At 63.6% G+C, this 13701-nt stretch carries 16 protein-coding genes; 8 read left to right on the forward strand and 8 right to left on the reverse strand.

Features of this window, described 5'->3' with window-relative positions:
• The first annotated feature begins 46 nt into the window (after positions 1 to 46).
• The 3 genes from F9288_RS06345 (at position 47) to F9288_RS06355 (ending at position 2370) form a co-directional block, all read left to right on the forward strand.
• The gene (locus F9288_RS06345) at positions 47 to 613 is read left to right on the forward strand and encodes a TetR/AcrR family transcriptional regulator (protein ID WP_174835845.1); all 567 of its coding nucleotides are present in this window, start codon (positions 47 to 49) and stop codon (positions 611 to 613) included.
• 63 nt (positions 614 to 676) lie between these two features.
• On the forward strand, positions 677 to 1645 hold the full coding sequence (locus F9288_RS06350; RefSeq protein ID WP_174835846.1) for a quinone oxidoreductase: 969 nt from the start codon (positions 677 to 679) through the stop codon (positions 1643 to 1645).
• Positions 1642 to 2370 (forward strand): SDR family NAD(P)-dependent oxidoreductase, encoded by a 729-nt coding sequence (locus F9288_RS06355; protein WP_174835847.1) that lies wholly within the window; start codon positions 1642 to 1644, stop codon positions 2368 to 2370. The genes F9288_RS06350 and F9288_RS06355 overlap by 4 nt, the downstream gene beginning before the upstream one ends.
• Here the strand turns inward: F9288_RS06355 and F9288_RS22370 are convergent.
• Complete coding sequence (locus F9288_RS22370; RefSeq protein ID WP_368076233.1) at positions 2367 to 3374, reverse strand: ATP-binding cassette domain-containing protein; 1008 nt, start codon at positions 3372 to 3374, stop codon at positions 2367 to 2369. The two genes, F9288_RS06355 and F9288_RS22370, sit on opposite strands and share 4 nt — an antisense overlap.
• A gap of 97 nt (positions 3375 to 3471) precedes the next feature.
• Positions 3472 to 3972, reverse strand: a complete 501-nt coding sequence (locus tag F9288_RS22375; RefSeq protein ID WP_368076213.1) for an ATP-binding cassette domain-containing protein — start codon at positions 3970 to 3972, stop codon at positions 3472 to 3474.
• A gap of 113 nt (positions 3973 to 4085) precedes the next feature.
• Here F9288_RS22375 and F9288_RS06365 point away from each other — a divergent pair, with 113 nt between their 5' ends.
• The gene (locus F9288_RS06365) at positions 4086 to 4721 is read left to right on the forward strand and encodes a TetR/AcrR family transcriptional regulator (protein WP_174835848.1); all 636 of its coding nucleotides are present in this window, start codon (positions 4086 to 4088) and stop codon (positions 4719 to 4721) included.
• A 161-nt stretch (positions 4722 to 4882) separates the two neighbouring features.
• Complete coding sequence (locus F9288_RS06370) at positions 4883 to 5989, forward strand: redoxin family protein (protein ID WP_174835849.1); 1107 nt, start codon at positions 4883 to 4885, stop codon at positions 5987 to 5989.
• 318 nt (positions 5990 to 6307) lie between these two features.
• Here F9288_RS06370 and F9288_RS06375 read toward each other — a convergent pair whose 3' ends face one another.
• Positions 6308 to 6523, reverse strand: coding sequence for a hypothetical protein (locus F9288_RS06375; protein WP_174834730.1), 216 nt, complete (start codon positions 6521 to 6523; stop codon positions 6308 to 6310).
• Between the two features lie 270 nt (positions 6524 to 6793).
• Complete coding sequence (locus F9288_RS06380; protein WP_174835850.1) at positions 6794 to 7027, reverse strand: hypothetical protein; 234 nt, start codon at positions 7025 to 7027, stop codon at positions 6794 to 6796.
• 88 nt (positions 7028 to 7115) lie between these two features.
• On the opposite strand from F9288_RS06380, the gene mdlD reads away from it, so the two are divergent.
• The 3 genes from mdlD (at position 7116) to F9288_RS06395 (ending at position 10537) form a co-directional block, all read left to right on the forward strand.
• Positions 7116 to 8444, forward strand: a complete 1329-nt coding sequence (mdlD, locus tag F9288_RS06385) for an NAD(P)-dependent benzaldehyde dehydrogenase MdlD (RefSeq protein WP_174835851.1) — start codon at positions 7116 to 7118, stop codon at positions 8442 to 8444.
• Between the two features lie 19 nt (positions 8445 to 8463).
• Positions 8464 to 10086 (forward strand): FAD-dependent oxidoreductase, encoded by a 1623-nt coding sequence (locus F9288_RS06390; RefSeq protein ID WP_174835852.1) that lies wholly within the window; start codon positions 8464 to 8466, stop codon positions 10084 to 10086.
• Positions 10087 to 10192: 106 nt separating this feature from the next.
• Positions 10193 to 10537, forward strand: a complete 345-nt coding sequence (locus tag F9288_RS06395) for a UBP-type zinc finger domain-containing protein (RefSeq protein WP_174835853.1) — start codon at positions 10193 to 10195, stop codon at positions 10535 to 10537.
• A gap of 62 nt (positions 10538 to 10599) precedes the next feature.
• Here the strand turns inward: F9288_RS06395 and F9288_RS06400 are convergent, their stop codons facing one another.
• The 4 genes from F9288_RS06400 to hchA are packed head-to-tail and all read right to left on the reverse strand — an operon-like array spanning position 10600 to position 13611.
• Positions 10600 to 11232 (reverse strand): NAD(P)H-binding protein, encoded by a 633-nt coding sequence (locus F9288_RS06400; protein ID WP_174835854.1) that lies wholly within the window; start codon positions 11230 to 11232, stop codon positions 10600 to 10602.
• A 1-nt stretch (position 11233) separates the two neighbouring features.
• Complete coding sequence (locus F9288_RS06405; RefSeq protein WP_174835855.1) at positions 11234 to 12016, reverse strand: SDR family oxidoreductase; 783 nt, start codon at positions 12014 to 12016, stop codon at positions 11234 to 11236.
• Positions 12017 to 12040: 24 nt separating this feature from the next.
• Positions 12041 to 12763 (reverse strand): PA1136 family autoinducer-binding transcriptional regulator, encoded by a 723-nt coding sequence (locus tag F9288_RS06410; RefSeq protein ID WP_174835856.1) that lies wholly within the window; start codon positions 12761 to 12763, stop codon positions 12041 to 12043.
• Entirely contained in the window at positions 12760 to 13611 is an 852-nt protein-coding gene (gene hchA / locus F9288_RS06415) for a glyoxalase III HchA (RefSeq protein ID WP_174835857.1), read from the reverse strand. The genes F9288_RS06410 and hchA overlap by 4 nt, the downstream gene beginning before the upstream one ends.
• Positions 13612 to 13701: the final 90 nt, after the last annotated feature.

The following is a 13701-nucleotide window of genomic DNA, read 5'->3' on the forward strand; positions in this document are numbered from 1 at the left end:
AAGTTCGTTATTGAACGATCGTTCCTGAATGCCTATTTGGCCCGTCATGGCAAGGCCCAGGGAATTCGATACCGACGAGGCGCTGGACGCGGCAATCGGGGTGTTTCGCGAACATGGCTTCGAAAGTTCCTCCGCGCAGATGCTGGTAAGCGCGATGGGGATCGGGCGACAGAGCCTCTACGACAGCTTTGGCGACAAGTGGCAACTCTATCGCCTTGCCGTTCGCCGCTATTCGCTCGCCGAACAGACGGCGCATCTCGATGCGCTTCGCAGTGGGCCGCGCGCGATCAACGGGATCACCGCCATGGTGAAGCGCGTGGTCGACGATGCCGGCCAGCCCTGTCTGGGCGTCAGTTCCGTCTGCGAATTCGGCGGGTCGCGCCCCGATCTGACGGAGGTTCGCGCCTCCGTTGGCGCGAGTCTTCGTGCCGCCATCGCGGAGCGAATCCGCGACGCGCAGGAAGAGGGCGACGTCGCCACCGACCTCGATCCTGAGCGGATCGCCGACTTCCTGATCGCGAGCTTCGCCGGCATCCGCATCGCGGCCCGGGGCGGTGCCGACCGTACCACGCTATCGGACCTTGGCGGCATGGCCCTTCGCGCGTTGCGATAGGACCAGCCGCCCCCTTTTTTTTGCCTAATTATGGAACAATCATTCAATAAAGGAGCAAGACCCATGAAAGCGATCGTGATGACCCGGACGGGCGGCGTCGAGGTGATCGAGGCCGTCGATCGACCCGAGCCGGCGCCCGGTCCCGGAGAAGTCCTTGTCGACGTGGCGGTGGCTGGGGTCAACTTCATGGACATCGGGGTGCGGCAAGGCCTGGCGTGGACAGAGATGTCCAACCCCAAGACGCTCGGCGTCGAGGGGGCGGGCCGCGTGCTCGCGGTGGGGGAAGGCGTCGGCTCGGTCCAGCCCGGCCAGCGCGTGGCATGGGTTTATGTGCCGGGAAGTTATGCCGAACGCATCGTCGCTCCCGCGGAGGCGCTGGTCCCCATCCCGGATGGTATCGATGACCGCACCGCGGCCGCGGTGATGATGCAGGGGCTCACAGCCAGTCACTTCGGGGCGGATTTCTATCCGGTGCAGGCCGGCGACATCGCGCTCATCCATGCGGCGGCCGGCGGTGTCGGGCTGCTCCTGACCCAGATCGTCAAGCTGCGCGGCGGGCACGTGATTGGCCGCGTCTCCTCGGCGGACAAGGCCGCGGTTGCCAGAGAGGCCGGCGCGGATCATGTGATCGTGGACACCGAAGGGCGCTTCGCCGAGGAAGCGATCCGGCTGTCGGGCGGCGAAGGCGTGCATGTCGTCTATGACGGCTCCGGCCCCACGACCTTCCAGGGTTCGCTCGACGCGCTCCGCCCGATGGGCACGTTCGCCTGGTACGGCCCGGTCCTGGGCGGTCCCGGCCCGATCGACATCATGAGTCTGCCGAAGAGCATCCGGATCGGCTATGCCGTCTTCTCCCACCACATCCGCACGCCCGAACTGCTGCGCGCCCGCTCCGCGCGGCTGTTCGACTGGATCATCGATGGAAAGCTGAAGGTCCATATCGGCGGCGAATATCCGCTCGCCGATGCGGCACGGGCTCATGCCGACATGGAAAGCCGGGCCACCACCGGCAAGCTGCTGCTGGTCCCATGAGCGACGGAACCGGAACGGCGCTGGTGTTCGGCGGCTCGCGCGGGATCGGCGCGGCCATCGTCACACGGCTCGCGCAGGATGGCTTCGATGTCGGCTTCACCTATGTCTCGCGGCCCGACAGCGCCGAGGCCCTTGTGTCGTCCATTGAACCCATGGGGCGCAAGGCGATCGCGATCCGCGCCGACAGCGCGGATCCGAAGGCGCTGCGGGCTGCGGTGACCCAGGCGGTCAAACACCTCGGGACGCTCGATGTCGCGGTCGTCAATGCCGGCGTGCTTCGCCCGGGGACCGTAGGCGAGTTGAGCCTCAAGGACCTGGACCTAATGCTCGATGTCAACGTGCGCGGGGTTTTCCTTGCCATCCAGGCTGCCGCCGCAGACATGCAGGACGGCGGTCGCATCATCACCATCGGCAGCAATACCGCGGTCCGGACCGGCTCGCAGGGCAGCAGCGTCTATGCCGCGACCAAGGCCGCCGTTGCGGCAATGGTCAAGGGCGCAGCGCTCGATCTCGCGCCGCGTGCGATCACGGTCAACAACATCCAGCCCGGACCTACGCAGACCGACATGACCGCCGCCATGATCTCCCGTCTTGCCAAAATCATTCCGCTGGGGCGCGTCGGGCGCCCGGAGGAGATCGCGGCGCTGGCCTCCTTCCTCGCGCGCGGCGAGTCCGGTTACATGACCGGCGCCAGCCTCACCATCGACGGCGGCTATGTGCTCTAGGAGGCTGGATCAGCCGGTGACCGCGCTGACAGGTCTAGCCGCCGGGTGATGCCGACATTGGTGATGAACGTCTCGTCATGGCTCACCAGCAGCAGGGCACCGTCATAGGCGGCGAGCCCGGCCTCGATTGCCTGGACCGAATCGATGTCGAGATGATTGGTCGGCTCGTCGAGGATAAGAAGCTGCGGCGGTCGCAGGCCCCCCAGCACGCAGGCGAGACCGGCGCGCAGCGTCTGGCCGCCACTCAACGAGCCGACGTTCTGGAGCGCCGCATCCGCGCGGAACAGGAAGCCCGCGAGCGCGGAGCGACAGGCATTCTCGCTGGAATCGGGATTCAGCCGCATGAAATTGTCGAGGATCGATGAGCCAGGGTCGAGGATGCTCACGCGCTGGTCCAGCAGTGCGAAATCCACGCCGACCGAAACACGCCCGCCGACAGGCTGCATCTGGCCTGCGATCAGCTTGATGAGGGTGGTCTTGCCCGATCCGTTCGGCCCGACCAGCGCGACCCGCTCGGGTCCGACCATGGCGAAGGACAGGTCGCGCAGGATCGGGCGGTCGATCTCGTAACCGGCCGTGACCTCGTCCAGCGCCAGCACCGTGCGGCTTGCCGCGAGACCGGTCGGCGGCAACACGAGCGACAATTGCTGCAGGGTTTCGATCCGTGCCCGCGCCGCCGCGGCGGCCGCCAACGCCTGTTCTCTCTGGCGCTCGGCGAGGCGCGCACCGTCTCCACGGCTCGTCTCGGCAGCGTTCTTCCGGGCGCCCGCAAGGATGCGCGGCATGTCGCCGCGCGCGCCTTTCCGCGCTCCGGCAGCATCCCGCCGATCCTTCCGCTCGGCGGCGAGCTGCGTCTTGCGATTGACCTCCGCGACCCTTTTCTCGGCCAGCGCGAGATCATGCTCCGCCGCCGCCAACTCAATCGCCTTACGCTCCCTGTACCAGCTCCAGTTCCCGCCATAGCGCGTCGCGCCGAGCGACGTCATCTCGACGATCGCATTCATCTCCTCCAGAAGCGCGCGATCATGGCTGACGACGATAGCGCCGGCCTTCCAGTTGGCGAGAAGCCCGATCACGGCGGCGAGGCCGGCGCGGTCGAGATCATTGGTGGGCTCGTCGAGCAGCAGGAAATCCGGCTCGCCGAAGATCGCGGCCGGCGAGGCTGGCGCACGTGCGCTGTCCGCCGGAGAGCGCGGCGAGAGCCGTGTCGGCGCGCGCCGCAAGGCCGACTTTCGCAAGCGTGGCGGCGATGCGCTCGTCGAGCGTCCAGTCGGCTTCCGCCAGTTCGCCGATGCCGGCTTCACCGGCTTCGGCGCGGCGCAGGATCGCCAGCGCTTCGGTCACGCCGAACAGATCGGCCACCGTCTCACGCGAGCCGGCCTGAACGCTCTGCCTGAGCACGCCCAGCGTGGCGCTGGCCGAAACCGTGCCCGCCAGCGGCTGAAGGTCTCCAGCAAGGATCCTCAGCAACGTCGTCTTGCCGACACCGTTTCGGCCCACCAGCCCCACGCGTTCCCGGCCGAATCCTAGATCGATATCGGAAAGGATGCGGCGGCCGTCCGGCGTCGACCAGGCAAGCCTTGATACGATGATGGAAGACATTGGCGGGAAATCCGGTTGAAACTCTAAAACAGCACTATATCGTGCCGATATTGAATGAGCACTGAAAACGCAACCTTACCGTGCTGTTTTACCGGAGCGAAATGGAACCGCGAATGGAAGCACGCACACGCAAGGCCGGCGGACGACCGACCCGGGAACGGGCGGCGGCTCTTGACGATCTCCTGCTCGACGGCGCCCGTTCGGCTTTTTGCCGAAACGGCGTTGCTGCGACCTCGGTGGACGAGATCGCTCTCGCGCTCGGCATATCCAAGCATACGATCTACCGCCGCTATCCCAACAAGGGGGCGCTGCTGGAGGCTGTGGTCGAGCGCGACATACGCCAGTTCAGGACAGCCTTGACATCGGCCGCCATCGGAACTGCCGACCTCCTCGACGCCATCCGGCGGACGGCCCTGCGCTATTTCGAGATCGGATCGTCGCGCGACTATGCGGCTTTCTATCTTTCGGTCAGCGCGGAAGCAGCCTTCTCCCCGACGCTGCGACACCGGCTCGCTACATGGTCAAGGACGGCGCTGGAACCGCTGGTCGCCGCGATCGCCTCGGCCCAGGCCGCAGATCTGCTTTTGCCCGGCGATCCGGCCGCGATCTGCGAAATCCTCGTGGACCTCCTCGAAGGGGCAAACAATCGCGTACGCCTGCACGCGGAAGAGACGAGCAATGTGCCGGTACCCGATCGGCTATTCGAAACGCGATGGATGATCTTCCTGCGCGCTTTCGGTACCCCGTGACTGGCCGTTAGCCGCTCCATCCGCAGGCGGCGCTGTGCATAAACGCCCATGCCCTGTCAGGGCCTCACAAAGCACAGCAACTGCTAACACCGCGCCCGCACTCGAGTCTCTAAACGAAGGCGATCAGTCCGTCGGCTTCGAGGACAATGCGAGTGACAGTTATGGGCACATTCCGTTCGACCGGTTTCATCGCCGCCGCGATCCTGGCGGCGGGTACGACCACCGCGCTCTGCTTCGGCGACGCGCTGGGCCTCGTGCCCGGTCAGGCCGCGAACAGCGCGATCGCGGCCGTTCCGGTGGGAGCGACGACCGAGCCGCTGGCCATCCTGCGCCGATCGTCACCCTGGCTGACGCCCGTGCCCGGTGGCGTGCAGGCCCTTCGCGGCAAGGTCGTGCTGGTGAATTTCTGGACCTATTCGTGCATCAATTCGCTGCGAGCATTGCCCTATCTGCGCGCCTGGAACGACAGATACGCGAGCAAGGGGCTGGTGGTTGTCGGTGTCCATGCCCCGGAATTCGGCTTCGAGAAGGATGCCGCGAAGGTGCGCCTCGCCAGCGCGCAGCTGGGTGTCCGCTATCCGAATGTTCAGGATAATCGCTACGCCGTCTGGCGCGAATTCGGCAATCAGGGCTGGCCGGGTTTCTACTTCATCGACGCGAAGGGACGCATCCGGAGCTACCGGCTGGGTGAAGGCGACTATACCGAAGCCGAGCAGTTGATCCGAAAGCTCCTGGCGGAGGCAGGCCATGATCCTTCGGACATCCCCGTCTCTCCTATTGCAGGCACCGGAATAGAGGCCGAAGCCGCCTGGGGCGATCTGCGATCGCCGGAAGCCTATGTCGGTTACGAGAAGGCGGTGAAGTTCGCGTCTGCCGGCGGGCTCGTGAACAATGTCGAAACCGCATATGCGACTCCGGGCGACCTTTCCCTCAACCAATGGGCTCTCGCGGGACACTGGACCGTCGGTCCGGAATTCGCGACCCTCAACAGGTCTGTCGGTGCGCTCGCGTTCCGGTTCCACGCGCGCGATGTGCATCTGGTGCTCGGCGGGGCCGCCGACGGTCGGCCCGTCCGGTTTCGCGTCACGGTCGATGGCGCGGCCCCCGGTGCAAGTCACGGCAGCGACGTTGATGAAGCGGGCTGGGGCGAGGTGAGGGAAGACCGTCTCTACCAGCTCGTCCGGCAGCCGGGCCGAGTGGTCGACCGAACCGTCCGTATCGAATTTCATCGTCCGGGTGTGCGCGCCTATGTCGTCACCTTCGGGTAATCTTGCCGACGGCCGGTCCAGTTCTGGTTGAGTCGGGCGGGTACCGGCGTGTTCGATGCCGCGGGAACGACGAGACTATCGACACGAGCCGGTTCGAACGACAGATCGCTATCAACTAATCAGGCGGTGTCGCGGCCATCCGTGAAGCTTCGCACGTGATGGGCGAAGGAGGCCGGATCATCACGGCGGCGGAGGGCCTTGCGTCACACGCGAGCTGGTCCAGCGTCGCCGACCATGCTGCTACCAGGGGCGCGATCGAGGGCTACACTAGGGAGCAGTCGGGACTCGAATTTCCAGCGCTCCTCCCGAGGAGCGGCGTCAGGAACGTGCGCTGGTCGGGAGGGATTCGGAGGGGAGCCGGGCCACCGTTTCCCCCTTGAGTTCGCGGTCCAGCAGTTGCGCCAGGAAATCCGTGAATGGGTGGATATTCTGCCGGCTGCTGGCTTCCTCGAGCGCAGCCATATAGCCGGCGCGCTGCTCAACAGGCACGACCGTCCAGGGATAGCCGCCGGCCGCCAGCATGACGTTCATCATCGGAATCCGGCTATCCGAGACATCCGTCGAAGCGACCAGAGACGCGCTCAATCGTCCGAAATTCGTAGACGTATTTCGGACAAAGCTCCAACCCGCCCAATGCCCCAGAGCACTCGAACCGCCCCATCCATTCATGTCCAGCCTTTTCCACGAATCCAGATCGTGCTAATGCTGCCCGTGGCGACTTCGTAAGTCTATGATTTGACTGCGAAATCAACCGCTTAGCCGCCCAGCGATCCAGCTCTTCTGGACCGTCCAGCGACGTCCAAGCTAATCCACCAGCGTCCAAGCATCGAGTAAATTTCCCGGCTTGGCCAGGCCCAGTAAATACCTGCTGAGCATCTCATTGCCATGTGACACCGTGCCCAGACCGAGTGCCATATGCTCGCTTTCGGCCAAACCTTGCCCTTCGCACATTCGCGCACGAACTTCCGATTCGGACAATATTTGCCGTTCGCAGTGGAGTAATGCTTTGGCTGTCGGAAGGTTCACCACCACCAACAATGAGGGATTTCCCTCATTGCCCGGCTTCCGATGCGTTCTAGATTCAAGGGAGAAACAATATTCGAAATTAGCTTCGGAAGGCTTACCTATGGCTGTCACCAGCGAAGACGAAATCAGGCGCATTTTCGACGAGCAGGCGGCCTTCTTGCGAGAGGGTAAGGCGGTGAGTGTCGCGTTCAGGAAACAGGCGCTTGCCGCGCTGCGCGATTCCATCGAGGCTCACAGGCAGGAAATTCGTGATGCGCTGCGCGAAGATCTCGGGAAAGCGGAGGCGATAACCGATGCGATGGAAATCGCGCCGGTGGTGGATGAGATAAACAACTATCTCGAAAACATCGAAGAGTGGAGCAGGCCGCAGATCGTTCCCAATTTCCCGTCACCGCTGGATTATCAGGGCAAGCCTCCGGTCCAGAGCGCGATCGAGCACGAACCGTTCGGCATGGTCTATATCATCGGTCCGTTCAACTATCCGCTCAATCTGGTCCTCTCCCCCCTGACAGGCGCGCTGGCGGCGGGAAATCTGGCGATCATCAAGCCATCGGAAGCCGTTCCCAACACCGCCGACGTCATCGGCAAAATCATTCGCGAGGCATTCGACCCCAGTCACGTCACGGTCGTGCGGGGTGACCGGGTCGAGAATGCCGCGCTGCTCAAGCTGCCGTTCAACATGATCTTTTTCACCGGAAGCCCGGCCGTCGGCAAGATCGTGATGAAGGCGGCGGCCGAAAATCTTACGCCGGTGGTGCTTGAGCTGGGAGGGAAATCCCCGTTCGTCGTTTGCAAGGATGCAGATCTCGACCGCGCCGCGGACCGGGTCGTGCAAGGCCGCTTCGTCAACAGTGGGCAAACCTGCATCGCGCCCGACTATGCACTGGTCGATGCCCGGGTGAAGGACGACTTCCTGCGCAAGGTGATCGAAAAGATCGGCGAGTCGTTTCCCGATGCGGGATCGACCGGCAAGGTGGTCAGCAGCGCTCAGGTAGAGCATCTTCTTTCGCTCATCGGCCGTACAGGCGGCGAAATCGTCTACGGCGGACGCGCCGACCCGAATGCGCGCACATTGCAGGCCACTGTCGTCGACGGCGTGGATTGGTCTGATTCGCTGATGGAACAGGAGTTGTTCGGGCCGGTACTGCCGGTCCTGACGTTCGATGACGTCGAGGATGTTCCGAACCTCATCAACGCGCATCATCCAAATCCGCTAGCGGCCTATTATTTCACGAGCGATGTCGAAAGCGGCAAACGCCTGTCCAGGCTCGTCCCCTCGGGGGATGCCGTCATCAACGGCATCATGCTCCAGGTCGTATCCCCCTATCTGGCTTTCGGAGGTGTCGGAGCATCCGGCATGGGCGAATATCACGGCCGCAGCGGATTCGACGCATTCACGCACAGGAAATCCGTCGTCGTCGCAGGCTGAGCGCATCGGAGGTTTCACAATGGAAACGATCGGCCGCGACCTAGCGGAAATGCAGCGTACACCGCTTGCCCCCGCACACGTCGCCGCGATCCGCGAGGCGGGACGGGAGGTAAACTATGCCGCGGGAAAGCTGCTCGTGCGCCCGGGCGATCCCATCGATCGCTTCGTCTATATCGAGGAAGGCGAGATAGAGGTTCTCAACCCCTTCACGGGCAATCGGCTTTTGCCCTCGACACTTGGGCCGACGCAGTTCCTGGGCGAAATCTCGTTTCTCAGTGGCGGAAACTGGTCGTTCCAGCTTCGCGCCGCACAGGATACTCGCGTGATAGAGGTGCCGCGCGGACGAATGCTGGAACTGATGGCGCATATCCCGGAGATGTCGGATATCATCATCACGGTGTTCGCGGCGCGCCGCCGGTGGCAGTTGGAATCGACCGAAAACTCGCTGGTGCTGCTCGGTGAGGAGGCCGATCGTGACGTCCGCCGCATCGCCGCTTTCGCGAGCCGCAACCGCATAGCTTATACGTCGCTCGCGCTGGGAAGCGCTGAAGCGAAGACTGTCGCCAGCAGTTGCGCCGTATCGCCCGAGCGGCCCGCCGTCATTTTCGGTCGCGATCTTGTCATCACCGATCCGACGCCGGAGAAGGTCGCCCGCCTGCTCGGCTTCAACCGCGAATTCGTCGATAACGAAGCCATCGATGTGCTGATCGTCGGCGCTGGGCCCGCCGGTGTCGCGGCGGGCGTTTACGCCGGCGCCGAGGGCATGAAGGCGCTGGTCGTCGAGGATACCGCCATAGGCGGCCAGGCCGGCACATCGAGCCGGATCGAGAATTATATGGGTTTCCCCACCGGCATATCGGGCGCGGACCTCGTCTGGCGCGGCGAGGTACAGGCGATGAAGTTCAGCACACGCTTCGCCATGCCGTTGCGGGTCGACAGGCTGGAAAGGCATGAGGACGGCGGGTTCACGGCAACCTTCGACAACGGCCAGCGCGTGCGGGCACGGGCGGTGGTGGTGGCGACCGGCGTACAATATCGCCGCCTGCCGATCGACAGGCTCGCGGAATTCGAGGGTGCGGGCGTGTACTACGCCGCGACGGAAAACGAGGCGCGTTTCTGTCGCGGCGGTGAAGTGATCATCATCGGCGGCGGCAATTCCGCGGGACAAGCCGCCATGTTTCTCAGCCGTTTCGCCAGCCATGTACGGCTTCTCGTCAGGGGCAAGTCGCTGGCAAGTTCGATGTCGAGCTACCTTTCCACGCGGCTGGATGCCGATCCGGCGATTTCGATCGAATATGGCGCGCAGGTCGCGCAACTGCACGGCACGGACCATCTGGAGGCTGTGACCATCCGTCAGGAGGGCAAGGACGATATTCGCGTTCCCGCGTGCGGAATGTTCGTCATGGTCGGTGCTGCGCCGAACACCGGATGGCTGACCGACCTCGTGCAGCTCGACGACAAAGGCTTCGTTCTCACGGGTGCGGGAGCAGATGCAGCATCGCCCTACGAAACATCCTGTCCAGGCATTTTTGCGGTTGGTGATGTGCGCGCGGGATCGGTCAAGCGGGTCGCTTCGTCCGTGGGCGAAGGATCGGTCGTCATCTCCAAGGTGTGGGAGCATGTCAACCAACGTCGGCCGTGAATGCCAGCGACCGTTTGGCGTCTTGCTCTGATCCATTGCCAGCGGCGGGCATGTCCCGTTCGGGCCTGAGAATATTCAAACGGGTGATGATAGGATCAACAAACATATGCGCGACGGAATAAACCCGGAGGTTCCGCCAAGCGGGACAGGCTGCAAGGAATGTCTTGAGACGGGCGGTTGGTGGGTGCACCTGCGCCGCTGCGCCCAATGCGGTCATGTGGGATGTTGCGACACCTCCCCGTCGCGCCACGCAACCGCCCATTTTCATGCAACCGGCCATCCCGTCATACGCAGCTTCGAACCCGATGAAGAATGGTTCTTCGACTATCGCGACGGCGCCGTCTTTCCGGGACCGAACCTTGTCGCGCCGATCGCGCGTCCCGTCGGTCAGTCGGTGCCGGGGCCTGAAGGAGCCGCCCCGCCCGATTGGATGGACTATATCCACGAATAGCGGGACGACATCGGCAATGGCGGGATGGTTTGCCGAACCCGGTCTCGGCCGATCCCGGGGGATCAGGCCATCTGCGCCGAGCCGATGATTTTGATTCCCGTCCCGTCGCCGAGGGCGGCGTCGAGCAGAACCTCCGCGATCCGTGAGCCTGAATTGATCCGCCACGCTTTGGGCAAGACGGGGCCGAACAGGTTCAGGGCCAGCGCGGCGGCCTGTTCACCGGCGCGTCGTTCGGCCCTGTCGCCGCCGATCAGCCCCGGCCGCACGAGCGTAAGAGATGGGAAGCCAAGCGTGGCCAGATCGGCTTCCAGTTCGCCCTTCACCCGCGAATAGAAGAACACAGAATTTGGATTGGCGCCCATCGCCGAGACGATGGCGAAGCGTTGCGTACCATGCGCTCGGGCAAGCCGGGCGACGGCGAGGGGATAGTCATGATCGACCTCGCGAAACGCCTCTCGCGAACCCGCCTTCCCGATCGTCGTCCCAAGCGTGCAGATGGCGGCGTTCGCCTGCCACCAGCCGGCATCCTCGGGCAGATCGTCGAAACGGACGACCGGTGCGGTGAGCTTGCGATGAGCGACCGTCAACGGACGGCGTGTGAGGGCGATCACGCTTTCGACCCGCGGATGTTCAAGGGCCTGCGTCAAAACCTCATGGCCGACGAGGCCGGTTGCGCCGACGAGCAGAAGTTTCATGTCAGGCCTCCGAAGCCTTCCGTTCCCAGATGTCGGCCTGTTCCTTGCGCACCATCTCCTCCGCGGTGGCGGGGCGCACGGTCCGATAGGGCGGGTCCCGGGCCTCTATGACATCGATGATCGCTGCGATCATCTCGGCGGGATCGTGCTGCTTGTTGAGTTCGCGCACCGGCCAGTGCGCGACGACGCGCTCGCCCTGGCTCCACCATTGGTCCATGCTCTCCATGCCGGTGTCGTTGAAGCCGGTGCGGAAGGCGCCGGGATTGACCGTCACCACCTCGACGCCATAGGGCTTCAACTCCTCGTGCATCGCAGAGCAAATGCCCTCGACCGCATGTTTGGATGCCGCATAGGCACCGTCGAACGGCACCTTGACGAGCCCGGCGACCGAACTGGTCCAGACGATGCGACCCGAACCGCGCTGCACCATCTTGCGGGCAAAGCCCTGCGCAAGGGCCAATGCCGCGAAGACGTTGGTCTCGAAGACCGAGCGGAATACCGCCATCGGAATCTCGGCCATCGGTCCGGATTCCATGATGCCGGCATTGTTGTGCAGGACGTCGATGTCCAGTTCCAGCGCCTTGGCGCGGTCGATCTCGCTCAGCACATCGAGCTTGATGACCTGCAATTCGATGCCCTCGGCCTTGGCGGCGCTGCGCAGTTCCGTGACCTGCGGCCAGATCTGGCAGCTGGCGATCGCCTTATGACCGCGCCGGGCAAGGCCGAAAGCAACACCGCGCCCGAACCCTGATGCCGCGCCGGTTATCAGAACTGTCTTACCCATGTCGCTACTCCCGACCTGATGACTTCAGGCGTTGATCTCACCATTGCGGATCCCGACCCGGATCGCTTGCGCCGTCGTGGTGACGCCCAAACGGTGGCGGATGCGCCGCAGGTGATTTTCAACCGTACGCTCCGATAACCCCAGCGTCACGGCAATGTCTGCCTGCCGCCGCCCGGCGGCCGTCCATGCCAAAACCTCCCGTTCCCGTTTCGACAACGTCTCGACCTGTATCACGGAGGGCGATTCCAGCAACGTGCGCGCCGCGAGAAACGCCGTCTGTGCGATCAGCTTCAGGCCCAGCCTGACCGACGGCGAGAAGTCGATATGCTCCCCGCCCAGACTGACGGCTCCTTCCAGTCCCAAAGGACCGAACACCGGAACCTGAAGGCCGTGGATGCCGCGTCCGCGAGGAATGCGGACCAGCTTGTAGAGGTCACCGGTCTTGCCGCGCGTCTTCTTCCAGAAGAACGGTTCGCGAGCGTCGAGGATATGACGATTCACCGGGCAGCGACGGATATAGGTCTCGGCATCGACGCCTTGGCCGTCGCCGAACCAGTCGCCCTCAACCCAGTAGATGCGCTCGACCACCTCGTCGCGCGCAGCAGAGGCGGAGAACAACAGGAACCGGTCATAGCCCAGCGGCAACGCTGTGGCGCGAACCTCGGCCTCGATCTGCGCAAGGGTCTGCGCGCCTTCGATCGCGAGGGCGCTTCGGAAGACCTGTTCCGCAGTCAGGGCGCTCGTCATCCGGAGGTCGTTGCCTTGAGCAGAGCTTCGGCGGCGAGCTTGCCCAGATTGTTCCCGGCCAGCGGACTGTCGCCGGTCAGCAGATTGCGATCCTGATGGACGGCCCCGGAAATGTCATCGTTGACGATCTCGAAACCAAGACCTTTCAGCTTCTCGCCGAACTTCCAGGTCAGATGGCCGGGCATGTATCCAATGTCGGGCGTCTTGGCGTCGAGCGCGTCGGGGAAGGCGCAGATCTTGTAGCCGCGATAGATGTCGCTGGCGCCCACCGCGAGGAACGCCGCCGGGCCATGGCACAGCGAGATGACGAAGCGGTCGTTCGCTGCCGCCCATTCCAGCGCCGCCGCGACATCCTCGCTCTCCGGCAGGCCGATCAGCGCGCCATGTCCGCCGGGGACGAAGATTGCGATATAGTCGTTGAGTCCACCTTCAATCACATCCGACAGCTTCAGCGGCTGTTTGAACTGCGGGTGATATTTCTCGAAGAAGCGCTTCACCTCCTCGTCTTCGGACGGCATCGCCCAATATTCGAATTTGACCGGATTGCCGGACACTGTCGCCACGTCGAAGGCGAAGCCCGCCTTGTCGAGATGGTACATCGGCAGCAGCGTCTCCACCGGATGGTTGCCGGTCGAGAAGAAGGAGCCGTTATCGGTCAGCAGGTAACGCTCATCGGCGCCGATCATCAGCACCTTCTTCCCGCCCGTGTAGGGATTGGGATAATCGGCGCCGCTCAGATCGGATTTCGGCGAGGTGAACTGGCTCAGCGAATAGGGTGAGGGAAAAAACGCATTTTCCTCAGCCGGATCGGATTGCGGATTCTTGTCGGTGATAGTCTGGTCGGACATGGCAGCCTCATGAAGTTTGAACTCGTGATAGCATGAATACCCCGATGGGTAGTATGAAAGAATAGGGGATTTCCCTCAAAATCGTGCGAT

The sequence above is a fragment of the Sphingomonas sp. CL5.1 genome (assembly GCF_013344685.1).
Classification (GTDB): Bacteria; Pseudomonadota; Alphaproteobacteria; order Sphingomonadales; family Sphingomonadaceae; genus Sphingomonas.